At 69.8% G+C, this 16,383-nt stretch carries 18 protein-coding genes and 3 pseudogenes; 10 read left to right on the top strand and 11 right to left on the bottom strand.

Features of this window, described 5'->3' with window-relative positions; all coding sequences use genetic code 11:
- Nucleotides 1–199: 199 nt before the first annotated feature.
- Nucleotides 200–1,537 (top strand): phthiocerol/phthiodiolone dimycocerosyl transferase family protein, encoded by a 1,338-nt coding sequence (locus ACZ7D7_RS33175; protein WP_470829204.1) that lies wholly within the window; start codon nt 200–202, stop codon nt 1,535–1,537.
- A gap of 66 nt (nt 1,538–1,603) precedes the next feature.
- The gene (locus ACZ7D7_RS33170) at nt 1,604–2,122 is read left to right on the top strand and encodes an RNA polymerase sigma factor (protein ID WP_470829202.1); all 519 of its coding nucleotides are present in this window, start codon (nt 1,604–1,606) and stop codon (nt 2,120–2,122) included.
- Between the two features lie 107 nt (nt 2,123–2,229).
- Here the strand turns inward: ACZ7D7_RS33170 and ACZ7D7_RS33165 are convergent, their stop codons facing one another.
- The gene (locus ACZ7D7_RS33165) at nt 2,230–2,919 is read right to left on the bottom strand and encodes a PAS domain-containing protein (RefSeq protein WP_470829201.1); all 690 of its coding nucleotides are present in this window, start codon (nt 2,917–2,919) and stop codon (nt 2,230–2,232) included.
- 676 nt (nt 2,920–3,595) lie between these two features.
- Between ACZ7D7_RS33165 and ACZ7D7_RS33160 the strand changes: the two genes are divergently transcribed.
- Together ACZ7D7_RS33160 and ACZ7D7_RS33155 are read left to right on the top strand one after the other, a co-directional pair.
- A complete protein-coding gene (locus ACZ7D7_RS33160; protein ID WP_470829199.1) occupies nt 3,596–4,882 on the top strand; it encodes a helix-turn-helix domain-containing protein in 1,287 nt (428 codons plus the stop codon).
- A 240-nt stretch (nt 4,883–5,122) separates the two neighbouring features.
- Entirely contained in the window at nt 5,123–5,410 is a 288-nt protein-coding gene (locus ACZ7D7_RS33155) for a hypothetical protein (RefSeq protein ID WP_470829197.1), read from the top strand.
- Nucleotides 5,411–5,484: 74 nt separating this feature from the next.
- On the opposite strand, the gene ACZ7D7_RS33150 is transcribed toward ACZ7D7_RS33155, so the two are convergent.
- The 7 genes and pseudogenes from ACZ7D7_RS33150 to ACZ7D7_RS33120 form a co-directional block, all read right to left on the bottom strand.
- Complete coding sequence (locus tag ACZ7D7_RS33150) at nt 5,485–5,829, bottom strand: sigma factor (protein WP_470829196.1); 345 nt, start codon at nt 5,827–5,829, stop codon at nt 5,485–5,487.
- Between the two features lie 130 nt (nt 5,830–5,959).
- On the bottom strand, nt 5,960–6,526 hold the full coding sequence (locus tag ACZ7D7_RS33145; protein ID WP_470829194.1) for a hypothetical protein: 567 nt from the start codon (nt 6,524–6,526) through the stop codon (nt 5,960–5,962).
- Nucleotides 6,527–7,188: 662 nt separating this feature from the next.
- Nucleotides 7,189–7,488, bottom strand: coding sequence for a hypothetical protein (locus ACZ7D7_RS33140; protein WP_470829193.1), 300 nt, complete (start codon nt 7,486–7,488; stop codon nt 7,189–7,191).
- A gap of 198 nt (nt 7,489–7,686) precedes the next feature.
- Nucleotides 7,687–8,238, bottom strand: a complete 552-nt coding sequence (locus ACZ7D7_RS33135; RefSeq protein WP_470829191.1) for a hypothetical protein — start codon at nt 8,236–8,238, stop codon at nt 7,687–7,689.
- Between the two features lie 302 nt (nt 8,239–8,540).
- Nucleotides 8,541–8,807: pseudogene (locus ACZ7D7_RS33130) on the bottom strand (transposase); the annotation flags it as partial.
- A 286-nt stretch (nt 8,808–9,093) separates the two neighbouring features.
- The gene (locus tag ACZ7D7_RS33125; protein WP_470829190.1) at nt 9,094–9,615 is read right to left on the bottom strand and encodes an SMI1/KNR4 family protein; all 522 of its coding nucleotides are present in this window, start codon (nt 9,613–9,615) and stop codon (nt 9,094–9,096) included.
- A gap of 306 nt (nt 9,616–9,921) precedes the next feature.
- Nucleotides 9,922–10,332, bottom strand: coding sequence for a hypothetical protein (locus ACZ7D7_RS33120; protein WP_470829189.1), 411 nt, complete (start codon nt 10,330–10,332; stop codon nt 9,922–9,924).
- A 674-nt stretch (nt 10,333–11,006) separates the two neighbouring features.
- Between ACZ7D7_RS33120 and ACZ7D7_RS33115 the strand changes: the two genes are divergently transcribed.
- Nucleotides 11,007–11,261: a hypothetical protein gene (locus tag ACZ7D7_RS33115; RefSeq protein ID WP_470829187.1), complete on the top strand. Its 255-nt coding sequence runs from the start codon at nt 11,007–11,009 to the stop codon at nt 11,259–11,261.
- Nucleotides 11,262–11,314: 53 nt separating this feature from the next.
- On the opposite strand, the gene ACZ7D7_RS33110 is transcribed toward ACZ7D7_RS33115, so the two are convergent.
- Both ACZ7D7_RS33110 and ACZ7D7_RS33105 read right to left on the bottom strand, forming a co-directional pair.
- A complete protein-coding gene (locus ACZ7D7_RS33110; protein WP_470829185.1) occupies nt 11,315–11,449 on the bottom strand; it encodes a transposase in 135 nt (44 codons plus the stop codon).
- A 119-nt stretch (nt 11,450–11,568) separates the two neighbouring features.
- Nucleotides 11,569–11,739 (bottom strand): hypothetical protein, encoded by a 171-nt coding sequence (locus ACZ7D7_RS33105; protein WP_470829241.1) that lies wholly within the window; start codon nt 11,737–11,739, stop codon nt 11,569–11,571.
- Nucleotides 11,740–11,970: 231 nt separating this feature from the next.
- Here ACZ7D7_RS33105 and ACZ7D7_RS33100 point away from each other — a divergent pair, with 231 nt between their 5' ends.
- The 3 genes and pseudogenes from ACZ7D7_RS33100 to ACZ7D7_RS33090 form a co-directional block, all read left to right on the top strand.
- Nucleotides 11,971–12,183 carry a hypothetical protein gene (locus ACZ7D7_RS33100; protein WP_470829239.1) on the top strand — a complete coding sequence of 71 codons (213 nt, stop codon included), beginning with the start codon at nt 11,971–11,973 and terminating at the stop codon, nt 12,181–12,183.
- A gap of 230 nt (nt 12,184–12,413) precedes the next feature.
- The gene (locus ACZ7D7_RS33095) at nt 12,414–12,632 is read left to right on the top strand and encodes a hypothetical protein (protein ID WP_470829184.1); all 219 of its coding nucleotides are present in this window, start codon (nt 12,414–12,416) and stop codon (nt 12,630–12,632) included.
- 545 nt (nt 12,633–13,177) lie between these two features.
- Nucleotides 13,178–13,603 (top strand): annotated as a pseudogene (locus ACZ7D7_RS33090) (transposase); the annotation flags it as partial.
- Between the two features lie 343 nt (nt 13,604–13,946).
- Here ACZ7D7_RS33090 and ACZ7D7_RS33085 read toward each other — a convergent pair.
- A pseudogene (locus ACZ7D7_RS33085) lies at nt 13,947–14,213 on the bottom strand (hypothetical protein); the annotation flags it as partial.
- Here ACZ7D7_RS33085 and ACZ7D7_RS33080 point away from each other — a divergent pair.
- Together ACZ7D7_RS33080 and ACZ7D7_RS33075 are read left to right on the top strand one after the other, a co-directional pair.
- Complete coding sequence (locus ACZ7D7_RS33080; protein WP_470829183.1) at nt 14,119–14,511, top strand: DUF2326 domain-containing protein; 393 nt, start codon at nt 14,119–14,121, stop codon at nt 14,509–14,511. The pseudogene ACZ7D7_RS33085 and the gene ACZ7D7_RS33080 overlap by 95 nt on opposite strands.
- Nucleotides 14,512–14,926: 415 nt before the next feature.
- Entirely contained in the window at nt 14,927–16,177 is a 1,251-nt protein-coding gene (locus ACZ7D7_RS33075) for an IS701 family transposase (protein WP_470829181.1), read from the top strand.
- Nucleotides 16,178–16,383 lie beyond the last annotated feature (206 nt).

Below are 16,383 nucleotides of genomic sequence, written 5' to 3'. Positions count from 1 at the left end.
CGATTCAGGGGTTTCCCTGAAGAATGCGGAGCCGGGGAGTGCGGGCCCCGGTTCAACTTTTAGGGAAAACACGCGACTTCGGTTCGCCGGGGGCTCCGCACTGGATTCGGCCGCGTTCCGCCGTGCACTCTCGAAAGGCCTCCGGCATCCCCGCGGACAGCCGCGGCGGCGGACCGATCCCGGGCCGATGGACCTCAAAATGAACGACGGAAAGAAGGCTGACGGCATGCACCGTGCGCTGTGTCCGGTCGAGACGCTCTACGTGGGTCAGAGAAGCAGGGCCTTTCTGTCCTGCTCCTTGCACGGAGCCGTGGACGTCGCGGCGCTGTCGGCCGCGTTCGACGCCATGACGGAGGCGAACCCGCCGCTGCGGTCCCGCATCGAACAGGACGGCGCGGGTCATGTGCTGCGCGTCCTCGGTGAGGACGAGCGGCCGCGCCTGGTCACGCGGACCGGCGACGAGGCGGAGGCCTACGCTGCGGAGCTGAACAGGCCCCTCCCGGTCGGTGGGCCGCTGAGCCGTGCGGTCCTGGTCAGCGCGCCGGACGGCGAGAGCCACCTGTTCCTGCTGGTGGTGGACCACACCATCACCGACGGCCACAGCAGTATCGCGCTGCACAACGCGCTGTGGGACCGCTACCGGGCGCTGGTCGACGGCGACGAGCCCGCTGCGGAGACCACTGCCAACGGCCTCCCGCGCTGGCCCGAGCCCGTCAGCCGGCTGCTGCCCGCGGCCGACGACGCCGACACGGTGAAGTACCTCGACGACCGGACCGAGCGGGCGCGGCGGCACCCGGTCGAGCTGGTGCCGTACGACGCCGTCGCCGGTGAAGGGGCCGACGGGGGCGGGCACATCGAGGTCCGCAGGCTGACGCTGAACGCGGACCTCACCTCGCGGCTGCGCCGGACGGCGCGCGGCTCGGGCGTCTCCGTGCACGCCCTGGTCGCGGCGACGCTGCTGGTCACGGCCCGGCGGCGCCTGGACGGCGAGGGACCCCGCACCCTCGGCTGCCTCTCCCCCGTCGACCTGCGCTCCCGGCTGTCCCCGCCCGTGCCCGCCTCCGCCCCGGTGCCCGCGGTCACCACCCACCTGCAGACCCTGGAGGTGTCCGAGACCTCCGAACCACTGGAGCTGGCGCGTGCCGTGCACGCCCGCCTGGGCGACTTCCTTGCCCGCGGGGACCACTTCCACGAGATGCGCATCACGCCGGAGATCCCCCGCAATCCCGCTCTGCAACTGGCCACGGTGATCGCCACCAACATGGGCGTCGTCCCCGGCCCGCGGCTGCCCGGCGGGCTGCGGGCGGTCGACGTGCGTCTGGTGCCGGCCCGCGAGCACTACTTCCCGCAGGCGGGACGCAGTCCCGTCATGGCGTGCGTCGTCTCCTTCGAAGGCCGGCTCTCCATCGAGTTCCCGCACTCCACGGCCTGTTACAGCCCGGCCTTCATGCAGGCGTTCCGCGACGACGTGCGTGCCGGGCTGCTCCGCTTCGCGACCGCGGCGCAACCGGGGGACGCCCGCGCCGCCACGGGCTGAGCACCGCCCTTCGCCCCTCCTCCCCCTCGCCCCCGCCCGCCCGGCTGCCGTAAGGAACCTCTGCCGATGACCACCGTCAGCGAACTCCCCTCGCCCCTGACGCTGCTCCCCCGAGCCCAGGCGGGTGACGAGCACGCGATGAACCACCTGCTGACCGGCATCACGCCCTACGTGGCGCGCATCTGCCGGTCCATCACCCACGACGACGGTGCCGACGCCACGCAGGAGGCGCTGCTCGCCATCTACCGCGGCCTGGGTTCCCTGCGCGAACCGGCGGCGTTCTACGGCTGGGTGCGCTCGGTGACGGTCCGCGAGGCCGTCCGCACCGCCAAGCGCTACGGCGAGGAACGCTGCTGTTCCGAGGTGGAATCGCAGCAGGAGACGAACCCCCTGGACGCGGTGCACATCAGCGATGTGCTGGAGCGTCTGTCCCAGGCGCACCGGCAGGTCCTCACCCTGCGCGCCTACGGGCTCAACGAGGAGGAGATGGCCGAGGTGCTCGCCCTGCCCGTGGGCACGGTCCGCTCCCGTCTCTTCCGCGCCCGCCGCCGGTTCCAGGAGGCGTGGCAGCCCTCGGCGGCGTGAGGCCGAAACCGGCACCTCGGGGCCGGATGCGTACGAGGTGAAGGCGGCTGTGGCGGTGCGTCACCGCCACAGCCGCCTCGCGGGGCCCGGCGAGCCGGCGTGCCGCGCTACCGCACGCGTTCGGGCAGGACGCGCGGGGGCCACTGGCCCGCGGCGAACATCCCGAGCGCGTGCGCCCGCGCCACCAGGGCGGGGCGGTTCGGCGCGTCGAAGCGCCGCAGCATCTGCCCGACGCGGTACTCGATTCCCTGACGGCTCAGATAGAGACGGGAGGCCAGCTGCACCGTGGACTCGCCACTCGCCACACCTTCCAGAACCTGCGCGTCGAGGGCGCTGAGCACGGGGTCCCCGGAAACCGCGCCGTCGGAACGGCGAAGAAGGACGACGACGCCGACGATTTCACCCGACGTTTTCCTGACGGCGACCGCGGTGACCTCCGCCGGGAAATTACGGCCGGTTCCGTCCCGGCCTGTCACCCTTTCCTCGAAGCGCCGGCTGCTTCCCGAGGAAAGCGCGGTGAACTGTTCCCGCAGCCGTGCGGGAACGGGTGAGCGGAGAAGGTCGAGCAGGCCGTATCCGCATATCTCGTCGGCACTCAGGCCGAATTGGCGGGCGAATTCGGGGTCCGCCTCCGTGACGACCAGCTCCCGGGGAGAGACGTGGGCTCTGCAGCCGTCCGGCGGGGCGGCACCGTCCGGCGCGCCGCTTCCCGGCAGGGTGCGGCGGGCGGGGGCGGCCTGGGCGGCGGCTTTCTTCTTCTTGCGGGGCGAGGCGTCGGGGAAACTCGTGGTCGCCACGGACGTACCGTCCTTCTTCCTGCGTGGGGGGCTGGGAAGGGTGAGCGACGCGGAGCGGACCGGTGCGCCGTGTCTGTGTCGGCGAGCGCCCGGTGACGGCGCACGCCACTCGTCGGCGGCCGTGGCCGGTGTCCGCGTCACCCCGGGGCGGCCGGCGTCGGGGCGCCGGAATCCCGGGTCGGTCAGGGTGAGCAGAGGGAGCGGCGCCGAGGCGGCCGGCACCCGACTGCCGTGGATAACGTTGTCATGACCATTCGATCTCGGTGTCCGATCCCTGCGGGAAGCCACCGGGCCGACCGGCGGGCCGCCTGTCCGGCCCTCGCGAGATGCCCGGTCGGGAGCTGCGCAGCACGAAAGCCTCCACATCACGAAGGTGGGATCGCATTAACGGGGCGCATTCGAGATTAGGGGTCGGCAACCCTTGTGGCAAGGGTTTGCCAGATGACCTCGGCAATCTGGCAATTCTCTGGAATTCGGGCCCTATTCGGGCAGCGTGCGGCCCAATCCAAACACCCCTCACCCAATGGGGGGCCGCCTCGGCAATGGCCAGTTGACCTGCACTTAACGGCTTGTAGCCCCTTGCCACGCTTCATACAGTGTTGACATCCCACGCGCCCGACCGGGCAGGCAGGGGCGACGACGCCAGTCGATCGCGCGACGGAACCGGAGGGGGGAGATGCTCGAGCAGCCGCATTTCGGCCGTCGGCTGAAGAGGCTCCGGCTGGCACGGGGCCTGAGCCAGGCCGGCCTCGTCGGGGAAGGCATGTCGACGGGCTACCTGTCGCGCCTGGAGTCCGGTGACCGGCGTCCCACCGAGCGCGCCGTGTGCTACCTCGCCGACCGCCTGGGCGTCGACACGTCCGCCCTGACCTGCCCGTCGGAGGAGAGGTCCCTGACGGAGGTGCTGGCCGCCGTGACCTCGGCACCGCCCGGCACGGACGACACGGCGGCTCTCAGCCGCGCGGTCGAGGAGGACGCGGGCGAGGATCCCGCCGCCCGCTGGCAGGCCCTGTGGCTGCTGAGCCGCGCCGCCGGCCGCGACGGCGACTACGAGCTGGAGCGCACGCGGCTGCTGGAACTCGTCGAGCTGAGCGACGTGTTGGAAGCACCGGAGCTCCGGGTCCGCTCGCGCGTCCGGTACGCCCGCTGCACCCGCGCCCTGGGCGACATGCGCACGGCCGGACCGGCCGCCCTGGAGGCGCTGTCCCTGGCCCGCTCCGCGGACCTGGGCGTGTCCGACACGCTGCCCGCCCTGATGGCGCTGATCAGCATCGAGACGGAGCTCGGCAGGTTGGAGACGGCAGGCCGGCATGTCGCCGAACTGGAGCGAGAGTTGCTGGACCGGGCCACAGCCGCCCAGGCGGCCGAGGCCTTGTGGACGGCCGCCGTGGTCAGCAACCGCCAGGGCGACGACGCGACCGCCCGGGCCAGGCTGGACGCGGCCCTTGGCCTGCTGAAGGGCAAGGACGACCTGAGTCTGTGGACCCGGCTGCGTGTCGCCGCCACCGCCGCCGCGCTGCAGATGTCACCGCCCCGGGTGGCCGCCGCCGAGCGCTGGCTGGGCGAGGCCGCTTCCGTCCTGGGCCTGATCGGCACCCCCCTGCAACTCCAGGAGCTGCGGGCGCTCCAGGCCCATCTCGCCTTCCACCAGGGCCGGCTGGACGACGCCCGGGCCATCGCCGCCGCCCTGCTCACCGATGAGGACCTGCGTCTGTCCTACCGTGACCGGGTACGGCTGTCGGTCCTCGACGGCCGGCTGATGATCCTGGCGGGCCGCGTGGACGAGGGCATCGCCGCCCTGCAACGGCTCGGACGGCAGGCGACGCAGACCCGGAACCTCGACCTGGCGGCCCACATCTGGCAGGCCCTGGCCACCACCCTGGCCGACGCCCGCTCCCCCGAGGCACGGTCGCGGACGCCGGAGCGGGGCGATTGTGCGGGGCACCACGCGTCCGGCACCTGAACGGCCCGCGCCCGCCCGGGGGGCCGGTGCGGGGCACGTGTGCCCGCAGGCCCGCGCGCACGGGCCAGGCCGGTCGGCGCGCAGCCCTGCCCCGCCGGGTCGTCCGCCGCCCGCACGCACCGCGGGGCCACGTGTTCCGTCGCGGCCTCGTACTCGTCGCGCGCCCGGGCGGCCTCCCCCGCCGCGGCGCGGCTCCGGCCACCGCCACGCATCTGACGAATGCCCGGCCTGCTCGCACCGGTGCGAGCAGGCACGCGCGTAGAGGCGGTCACCAGTGACCTGGCCTGGGTACAGGCCATGCTGGACGCGGAGGAGCGCGTCGCCCGGGTCCAGCGGAGCCACCCCGTCTCCCTGGGCGAAGCGGCGGGCACGCTGGCCGGCTACCTGGAGTACGCGGCACTCGCGGAGGGGGGCACCCTGGCCGACCCGGACGGCTACGTGACGCGGCTGGTGGACGCCTGTGCCGCCGAAACGGGACGCCGTCGCGTTCCTCCCGCCGCGCTTCGAACCGCGGCCGTTCCGCTCTGACGAAGCGTCTCGCCCGGGTGTGCGATCTGCCGGCAGTTGGCCCCGCTCTTCTCGACGATCGCCGGGATCTCGTCCTAGCCGTAACCGAACACGTCGTGCAGCAGGAACACCGCACGCTCGACAGGGTTGAGCCGTTCCAGCACGAGCAGGAACGCCAACGACATCGTGTCGGACAACTCGGCGTGCGCCGCGGGGTCGTCGGCCGTGGCGTCGGTGAGCAGGGGTTCCGGCAGCCACTGGCCGACGTAGGTCTCGCGCCGTGAGACGGCCGAGCGGCGCCGGTCGAGGGCGATCCTCGTGACGACCGCGGACAGGAATGCCTTTGGTGACTCGATCGTCGTTCCCGAGCCGACGGTACGGTGATAGCGGATGAACGCCTCCTGTAGGGCGTCCTCCGCGTCTCCGGCACTGCCCAGCATCCGGTAGGCGATCGAGAACAGTGGCTGGGTCTGCCTTCCGGCTTGCCGCGGCCCCGGCTTCCGGTCTCGCGTGGCCCCAGCCGACGATGAGCCCTCCTTCACCGCTCATCACAAATCAGACCGGGTCAGGTCATGACTTACCGTGGTGGTACTCCTCGGAAGGCATCGAGTCCCATTCGGTATTCGCGCCGTCGCGCGTCACCATGAACAGCGGGCGCGATCGCAGGACCTGCCCGACGCGTTGCCCGCGTATGACGACCCCGGGGTCATCCGGTCCTGCATAGCCCTCGGGCGTGTAGCGAAAGTGACCATCCACTGCCTCGGCATGCGCGATTTCGTCGCTCTCCAGTTCCGACAGGTCCCTACCGACCAGCGGAATTCCATCGTGCCCGACCTGGGGACCGTGGACTGCGTCGGCTGCGATGCAGAACAGCCCCGCAGCTTGGCTCACGTAGGCCGTGACGGCAGGCAGTGAAGAGGGCACCCCGCGGCGATGGACCTCGATTTTCCACGTGGACGAGAAGATCGCGTGGACGTGGGGGCAATCGCTGACCTTTGTCTGGCCGAGGACCTGAAACGCCTCGACCACTTCGTCGACGGTCATACCGAACCGGAGCGGTCCGACGCCGACCGCTGGCGCATAGGACCACTCATCCCGATCGGCAACTCCGGAATCGGCTTCGGCCTTGAACGTCATCGTCGCCCCCCTGGAGACAGCTGAAATCGTCAGGCCATCATGTCAATGGCCGACCAGCAGCCCGTCAGGTGCCTCCAGGCGCGCGCTCCTCCTCCCCGTGCCAGGGCCGCAGTGATTCCAGGCGATCGCTAGGTGAGCCCGCATCGACAGCCCCTCCTGCCACGAGTTACGGCAGATCCAAGGAACAGCTCTTCCCTCGACAACTCCATCCGGCATCGCCTCCCACGGTGACCCACCACGACCGTCCCACCACCCGCCACCCAGACCGGAACAACCCTCAAACGCCCCCATACACCCCCAGGGGTGGGGCCACCTCGACTTCGGCGAGGCGCGCCCACGCTGCCTGTTCCCGGGCGGCGCTCTGGCTCGGGGGCCCGGGGTGGTGCTGGTGGTCTCCCGGCTGCGGACGCTGGCCAGGAGGGACGTGGACGGGCAGGGGCCTCAGTCGCCGTCCTGCGGGGACAGTCACTCAGTGGTTCTTCAACGGCCGTCGCACGGGTCGTCACCCACGGGCACCGGCTTGGTGTCGGCGGCCAGACAGGAGGAGTACACCCGCGGCGGAGTGGGCTCCGGCTCCGGTTCCGTTACTGCGCTCACGGCGCTGATCGCCACGAAACCGGCGCAGATCAGCCCCACTGTCACGGCGAGCCCTGTACGGCGGCTCACCGGTCGCCGCCGAAGTGGTCGAGGACTTCATCGCTGCAGTCGTCCGCGCCGACCCGGGTTCGAGTGAAGGCTAGCACGCCGTCGTCGTTGCCTTCCCTCTTGGCTTTGGCCAGTTGCGTCTCGATGTCCGCGATGTACTCGGCGCACTCGGCGCACTCGGCGCTGACGGGCTTCTCGGGCTGCGGGTCAGGCGCCGGAAAGGCGTTCAGTGCGGCGGTGGCAGCGATAGCGGCCACGCACAGCGCTACCCACACGGCCACCCACGTGCGGCGGCTCATCCGTAACGGCTTGCACATTCAGGCATCCTATGAGCATCGCAGCGGGCTGTCGCCAAGTGGAAGGTTGTATCAGCGGTCGGCCACCCAGCGCGCCCTGGCCCTGGCCTCCAGGCGGCCGTCGCCCTGGTGCGCGACGCGGTCTCGGGAACGCTCAGCGTCTTGCAGATCTCCTGGCACGCGACTGGACTGCCGCCTGACCCGCCGCGTGACAGCGTTTCACCGCGGGGCCGACCCGGCGATCCTCCGCAGCGCCACCTGCAGTGCGTCGGGATCCTCGCACCATGCGCGCTCGGCCGCGGCCGACAGGTCGTCGCCGGTGAGCGCGGAGCCCGACAGGTCGTACTGGAGCGGGACCCAGGAGCCGACGGACAGCGGGTCGGCCGGGGGCACGAGGCGTGGCCTGCTCTTCAAGCCGCCCAGGTCGTCGGCGACGGCGAGCCCTTTGGTGGTGACGAGGTGGAAGCGGCCGTCGTCGAGGCCGTGCATCTCCACGGCGCGTCCGTCGAGGCCGGGTGTATCGGTGGCGCACACGGTCACACTGCCGTCGGCGAACCCGAAGACGGATACGCGATCGGCGGCGGGGTGGGCGGTCAGCAGGAGCTCGCGGTCGGCGCTCACGGTGAGGTGTCCGGTGGGCAGTTGGCCCGACACGAGGCCCTGGGCGGTGCCGGTGGTGATCTTGAGCAGTCGGCCCTCGCCCGCTGTCGTCGTCGCGGCCCACACGTCCGAGGCGTTGGCGGTGACGCCGGTCAGATCCGGTACGTCCACCGCTTTTCGCACCTGGCCGTCACTGAGGCGCACGGAGACCACGCGCGATGCCGGCCCGGCGACCGCGAGCGCGTGCCCACGGCCGGTGAGTGGTGTGGTGCCTGCCAGTTGGCCAAGTTCGAGGCGGCCACACCCCAGCCGGCCGGGCCAGCGGTCCTCTGATCTACTTCCCCGTGCGGTGGAGCATGGCCGAGGAGGTGTCGGCGTACGCGGCGACCGTGGCGGAGTCCATGGGGCCGGTCCACTTCGACGTACAGCAGAACCGACTCAGGCCTGAGCACAGCCGCCAGGCGGCGGTAGCCAATGAGGGCTGCGGCTGTACCGACGAAGGCGAGGAAGTGCTCGGCCTCGCGTTCACAGCGACGGTGAAGTCGTCGGCAGCCGGCCATCCAGGACGCGGTTCTCTCGACCACCCACCGATGCCGGCCCAGCCGTTGCGAGGACTCGACGCCCTTGCGGGCAATGCGATGGCGGATGCCGCGCTCGCGAAGCCATCGGCGCAGGTGGTCGTAGTCATAGCCCTTGTCCGCATGCAGCTTCACCGGCCGCCGACGCCGGGGACCACGACGGGACCGGGATCGGTGGGATGCCGCGCACAAGCGGCTCAAGGCCCAGACAGTGCGCGGCCTCGCCATGCGGACGGCCAAGCTCGCCATCGTTTACCAGGCGCTCCACCTTGCTGCCATCCTCATCTGGACCCGGCGCTGAGTAAGACGCCCGAAGGATTCGTCAAGCCAGTGCGTGGACGACGAGCCTGCTGCTCTCCGCCAAAGATGGCCAGCCAGGACGTCGGCCCCCGGTCCCCTGCCGCGGCATTTCCTGTCTCACGAGCACAGGAGACCACCGTGTTCATTTTCAGGGCAGGAACTCGTAGAACGGGCGGTCAGGCGCGAAATTGCGAGAACACAACGTCACGTCCCTGCCCTTGAGATATGCCAGCAACCAGTCGCTGAACGTCATCTCATAGAGAGTCCAGGACGGACTGTCGAACTCCTGGACGACGACGCGCCAGGGCGACGAGGGGTTGTCCGGAATGCGATGGAAAACCGCCTCGCCCGTTGTGGCTGATGCCACCGGTATCAGTTCCCCGGGGCTCGCCCCGACCGGACTCGGCAGGAACTCGGCCATGTCCTCCTCGCGCCACAGCTCAAGATCCCTCCTGATCATTGTTCCCAGATCGTGCAGAAGATGGCCGGCAGGGTGCTTCAAATACAACTGCCTGTTGACCTCGATCGAACCGTAGGCGTCCACGATCTCACGAAAATCCGCAGGAAATTCGACACCGAGTTCCTGCTCCAGTTCGATCCATGGAGCCGGATCGGACCAGTTGAACCGTGGTTCGCCCAACAGGGCTGTGATCTCTGAAAGCGTTGCCACCACTAGGATCCTTCTGGCATGTTGAGCCGGTGTCTGACGTGGAGTCGCAGTACGGGAGAAAGCTCTTCGACTCCCCCTCCGTGCATGGTCGTCCCCACCTGAACGATGCAGGAACGGCCGAGTGAGAGTCTCCGTCATAGGGGCACATCTGACCAGCCCGGCTACGGCACTGACCGGTCAAGGAGACTTCGCCGTCCCCGGCCGCCGGGGCTGCCCGATGGTGCTACTCACCGGGGTAGCGCACCCCGATCACCATGCGGATGGCGTCCCTTGTCGGCATCACGGCGATCGACTGCTCGTGGGTCATCACTCCCAGGGAAAGTCGACGCCTTCGAAGGGATTGGGTCCCCATTCACCGACGTGCTTGCGTGGCGTGATCTCGTAGGTCGGGGTACTGGCGGTGGCGCGGTACACAGGTGAGCCGGCCTTGCCGTTGTACAGCTCCACCCGGCCCAGGGCGAGCAGGTCGGCAACCATCTGCTCGGATTCGGGCGACGGGTTTGGGTGCGGGTTACGTTGGTTGAAGACGTCGTCGGCGGCGAAGAAGCGGCCGGTGTGGTCGGCGATGCCGGACGGGGCCTGCTCGTTCGCGTGGCGATCGCCAGAACTGTACCGGCGACCGCCAATGCGAGCGCGACGGCTCCGGCGGCGGCAACAAGTGCCCAGCGTCGCTCGGCTGGCGTTGTCGTGCTCAATTCGGCCTTCGCTTCGCACCATAGTCGTTGCCATTCCGTGCGGTCGCCTCCGCAAGCTTCGGCATAGGCCAAGGTGACCTCTAGAGAGGGCAGTTGTCTGCTCTTCACGGCTGCGGCCAGGGAGCCGGCCAATTGGCCGGTACGCGCGGCCATCTGACGATACGTAGGGCTCCCCGCCGCGGTCCGGAGTGCCCGTAACTCAGAGGCGCAGCGCTCTGCTGGGTCGTCCACCCGCTCGCCCGACGGGTGTTGTGATGCTGCGGTCACCTGTCCGTCGTCCAAGCCAAGGCTTGTGATCGTCCGAACGCGACACTTCGTCAATTCTGTTAATTTTGATTGGCATTCGGATCTGAGGAAAAGTCTCGCTGGCGTCATACCGCAGAAGGACGGGCTTTCGTGGATCAAGGATGGGCGGCTCTGAGGGGAGCCGGAGTAGGCGTTGTCGGCGCTCTGTGCACTTCGTGGCTGACTTATGCGGCTGCTCGACGGCAAGCACGCGACCAGGGTTACGGTCGAGCATGGTCGGGCGCTGCGCAGTGAGCGCCTGGAGGCGTACCTCGCGTTCATGGAGGCGGCGGAGCCGGTCGACAGTGTGCTGAACCGCGTTGCCCACCAGGACCGCGAATCGCCCTCCTCCAGAAACACCCCGCCTCCGGCCGATGTCCTTCGTGCGCCGCTGAGGAGCTCGGCACCGCGGTGGCGGCGCTCTACAAGGCGCAGGCACGGCTTGATCTCATGGGACCGGAGTCCGTCGCCGCGGAGGCCGTGAACGTGTGGTCCACGGTGCGGTCCCTGCGGGCGTACCTTGAGGGCGTGCTCAGCGGGACGCGTGAAGGGGATCTGCAGGACGACGGGTACCGCACCGGACTGGAAGACGCGGTTGACGCGGTGGAGGTGAGCCGGGAGAAGTTTGCGCGGCGCGCTCGCGAGGTGATAGAGGCTCCGCCTTGATGGCAACGCGCGAACGGCGGTCCTCGTCGGCACGGTGCCGGCCAGAAGCGCGTTCACGCACTCCGCTGTCCGTGACCCTTGTCTCTCAGCTCGGCGGTTACCTGCGGGGAGCCATGGGTGCCGCCGGACTCGCCGTGGATCTCGCGGATCTTCTCTGCCAGGACTTGGTCCTCGTGCTGCCGGGCCATCCTGGCCTGCCGGCCGGCTCACCAGTTGTAGTAGCTGGAGCGGTTCACGCCCAGGACCTCGCACAGCCGCTTCGCGCCGAAGGCGTCCCGGTGGTCGTGGACGAACCGGATGCGGCTGATCACCAGTTGGCCTCCCCGGCGAAGTATTCGGCCGCCTTGCGGAGTACGTCCCGCTCGGCGGCCAGCTTCCGCTCACTGGCCTCGAGTTCGGCGACCCAAGTCTCGAGCCGGTGGATCCGGTGGATCCGGTGGATCCGGTGGATCCGGTCGTCGGAATCCGCGGACGGCACCGTCCGGCCCGCACCGGCCGCGACTTGGCGTCTCCGGCCGGGCCGAGGCCACGGCGTTCCCGGTTCTGCAGGGCCCAGTTCCGCAGGCTGCCCCTGCTGCGCTGCTGTTGGCGAGGACCGCGGTGCCGTCGGCAGGTGTCCGGAACCTGGCTGTCGAGGGTGGGATGGTGCAGTCGTGCTCGGCCAGGAAGGGCTGGACTCGGTGAACGGCCCTGGTGAGGGTGCTGGTAATTGCAGCGGCTTTTCGTCGGCCCCTTCCCCGACGGGGAGGCGCTGCGCCGCGAGCTGATGGCGCTCCAGACCGTGACCCTGCCATCCGGGCGCGTGCGGTACGAGGGAGTGGGCGAGCACGACGATCTGCCCATGTCCGTGATGCTGGCGCTGTGGCGAACGCAGAGGAGCGGGCAGGGAACCATTCACAGCCCGGTGGGGCACGTCCTATAGGGCGCGCTCGGGGTGTCCCCGTGGGGGAGCATGCCCCAGCACGACTGGTACCCGCGCCCGCGTCGCCGACCGGCCATATGACGAAGGTACGTCCCCTCGCCCCTTGCAGCCGAGCTCACGACGCGCACGCCGAGCACATGAGGACCGTCAGAGGCCCTCTTGCGGGCCATGGCCGACCCGGTCACTCTGGACTCTTCCCGAACGCCGATCTCCTCTGAGAGGAACTCACTGTGCGTCTTCGATCTGCCCTTGTCCTGGCCCCGCTGACGCTCGCGCTGACCATCGGCGGCGCGTCCACCGCGAGCGCCGCCACCGAGACAGGAAAGAGCCCCATCGACGCCACCCTCGACGTCACCATCGACATCGTCGGTGTGGTCGGCTGCGTGGCCGACGCGGCCGAGAGCCCCACGGACCAGACCGCGCTGCTCGACTGCTTGACCGGCCGCTGACGCGCGCCTCGCGATGATCGTGGAAGACCCCGTCGGCTGGCGGGTCTTCTTCCTTTCCGGGCGGGCGTGGCGGCCGGCCCCGTCGTACGGTGAGCACCATGACACCGACGGGTGGACCACACGCCAGGAACTGGTGACGCGCTGCCTGACCGAAGCTATGACGCTGTGATAGGACGGCGACTGGACGGTCAGCGGCACGGACCGGGCAGCAGCACGCGCGAGCTGCCTGACCATGGCGGCCGCGCCCGATGACCCGGACGCCGAAAACGCGAAATGGCCCCCAGGCTGCGCCCGGTATGGGCGGTGGCCTGGGGGCCTCGGGTGTTCAGAGCAGGGCAGCCAACAGGGCGCGGCGGCGAGGGCGAGCAGAGCGACCGGCCGTGATGTCGCCGGCGATGCGCCGGTGTACTTGCGGCGGGCGGTCTGCGAGAGGCGGATGACCCGGTCTGCCGCTACTGCCACGACAATCCCGGCCGGCTCTGCGGCAAATGCGGTTGGGGACTGTAAATCGTTCGGTGTAACTCCCGATCATGGAAGATGCATCGATGACCAGTGAGAACGTGTCCGAGCACGAGGCTGCCGAGTCGGCAGCGGTGGTGTCAGCGAAGGCCGTGGACGACCAGCTGATCGACGAGCTGGTGGGCCGGGCCCAGGCCGAGGGACTGCAGCTGACCGGCGAGGGCGGGCTGCTGCAGCAGCTGACCAAGCGGCTGCTGGAGTCCGCCCTCGAGGGCGCGATCACCGACCACCTCGGCTATGACAAGCACGATCCGGCGGGCAAGGACGGCGGCAACTCCCGCAACGGTAAACGCTCCAGGGCCGTGCTGACCGACGTGGGGCCGGTGGAGATGGCCGTGCCCCGCGATCGGGAGGGCTCCTTCGAACCGAAGATCGTCAAGAAGCGGCACAAGCGCCTGACCGGTGTCGACGAGATGGTCATCTCGCTGGCCGCCAAGGGCGTGACCACCGGTCTCTTCGAAGGTGCGGCCGGCCCGGCGGGCGGGGGCGAGCGGGTTGTTCTCAGGCGGCGCAGCGCGCAGGGCCTGCCCCGGCAGGGACGGGCCCATCGCAGAACCGCGTAGCGGGCCCGTCCCTGCCGGGGGGCGCGCAGCGCACGTTCCGGGGTGCGCGGCACCGCGGACACTCCCCCGGCGGTGCGGCAGCCGGGCCTCGGCCCGCTGCTCCCAGCTGTGGGGAGCCGTGCGGCCGGTGTGCCCGGCCGGGCTGCTGCCAACCGGGCCCCGGTGTGCCTTGACGAGGTGGTTCGGTCGAGTCGTTTCTCAGGCTGTGCTTGGCCGGGGCGGGGCGAGGCTGTCAGCGTTGGACGCGGTTGCGGACGGCGAGGACGGACAGGCCCAGGAGCACGGGTTCGGTCAGGCGGGAGGTCATCTCGATGTAGGTGCCGGTGGTGGTCAGGTCCTGGCCGAAGGAGCGGAACACCACCGAGTTGAGAGTAACGTTGAGGGCCTTCTCGAAGCGCTCGCCGGTGAACCGGTCGGTGGGCTTCTGGGGATCGTCCTTGTCGATCACGAAGGTGACCTCGCCTCCGCCGGCCGGGACGTCGCCGGTCGCGGTCTGCTTCGACCTCACCCTGGCCGTCCTCGCACACCGCCATGGGCGCGGCCCTGGCTTCCTCATCCACGACAGCCACCTCTACGACGGCGTCGACGAACGGCAGGTCTCACGAGCACTCGCGCTCGCAGCCGAGGTGACCGAGGAGGAGCACTTGCAGTACATCGTCACTCTCAACACCGACACCCTCAGCACCGCTGCCGAGCGCGGATTCACCCCCGAACCCCACATCCGTAGCCCTCGCCTCACCGACGACGAAGAGGGCGGTCTCTTCGGCTTCCGCTTCAAAGCCGCAGGCAAGGCATAGCGCTCAGACGGGCCCGTCCTTTGACGCGCTGAACGAACACGCAGCGGCGTGGACCTACAGCCGGCGCCGGCATCGCCCGCATCACCGGGTCTGCCCGCTGCTCAACGGCCGAACGGGGGCCGGTGGCCGGTACCGCTGCCCTCCCTCTTGGTTACACCCCGAACTGGCTCATCAGGTCCGTGCACAGTTCGTCAGCGCTGCTGCGCCCTTCGTCATCTGCTGAAGCTGGTGAGAGAACGGTGTGGGCCGGGTGCACGCGGTGAGGCCGACGGGCGTACAGCGGCACCGTCTCCGCCCCGTCTCCCCAGGTCGAGGTGAGCGGCGCCATGGCCCTAGTAGGGCTTGGTCACTTCACTCGTGAGTGGCGTGTCTGCTGGACCGTGGGCGTTGTTGGGGTGGTGTGACACCTGAGGAGATGACTGCGGTCCGGGAGGACTTGGAAGCGTTCACGGCGGAGTTGTTCGATGGCTTCTTCCGTGCTGACCAGCGGCGTTGGGGGCAGGTGTATATGCGCGGGCTGCTGCTGGACGGGCGGCGCAAGTCGGTGGAGCCGATGGCGGCAAGGCTGGGTGAAGACGGCAACCGGCAGGCGCTGGCGCACTTCGTGACGTCCAGCCCGTGGAATCCGGCGCATGTGCAGGCCCGGCTGGCCTGGATGATGCAGGACGCGATCCGGCCGGAGGCGTTGGTCGTCGACGACACCGGCTTCCTCAAGGACGGGGACGCCTCGGCGTGCGTATCCCGGCAGTACACCGGCACCGCCGGCAAGGTCACCAACTGCCAGGTGGGCGTGTCGTTGCATCTGGCCACCGACCATGCCTCGGCCGCGGTCGACTGGCGGCTGTTCGTGCCCGCTTCCTGGGACCCGGCCTCGCCCGAGGCCGATCCGGACAAGGTCGCCCGACGCGGCCGCTGCGGCATCCCCGACCAGGCCGGACACGTGGAGAAATGGCAGCTGGCCCTGGACATGATCGACGAGGCGCGCTCGTGGGGCATCGACGTTCCCCTGGTCGTCGCGGACGCCGGATACGGCGATGCCGCTGCCTTCCGCAGCGGCCTGGAGGAACGGAATCTGCCCTACGCGGTCGGCATCTCCGGCCGCCATACCGCTCATCCGGCCGACGCCCGGCCCGTCCTGCCCGCCTACGCGGGCACCGGCCGGCCACCGGCAGTGCAGTACCCCGACCCGCCGCAGACCATGAAGGACCTCGTCATGGCGGCTGGCCGGACCGCCGCTCGGCCGGTGTCCTGGCGGGAGGGATCTCGCCCGGGCAAGGCCCGCAGCGGCTTTAAGCGCATGTACTCGCGATTCGTCGCCCTTCGCATCCGCCCCGCCGGGCGAGGCATCCGCAAGCAGGCCGACGATCCGGAACTGCCCGAGCGCTGGCTGCTGGCCGAATGGCCCGCCGGCGAACCCGAGCCGGTCCAGTTCTGGCTCTCCAGCCTGCCCTCCGGCATGCCTCTGGCCACCCTGGTCCGACTGGCCAAGCTCCGCTGGCGCATCGAGCACGACTACCGCGAAATGAAACAAGCCCTGGGACTGGCCCACTTCGAGGGCCGCACCTTCAACGGCTGGCACCACCACGTCACCCTCGTCTCCGCCGCCCACGCCTTCTGCACCCTGCAACGGCTGGCACGAGACCCAAAAGACCCTGCGCAGGACTGAGCCTCTACCAAGTCGTCCACGAGTTGCAGACACTCCTCGCACTCTGGGCCGGCGCCTGCCCCACCTGCCACCGCGACATACCCACACCCAGACGAACCTGACCAAGCCCTACTAGTACTGCAACGGTCTTTGCCGTGACTGCTGGCCAGCTCAGTCGTTGGTGTGGTTATGGGTGGGGACCTTGCTGGTGTCATGCTGTGGGCCGG

It is taken from the genome of Streptomyces sp. NPDC037054 (assembly GCF_055606745.1).
Note: the sequence above shows the minus strand (reverse complement) of the source record. Positions and strands in the feature narration are given on the sequence as shown.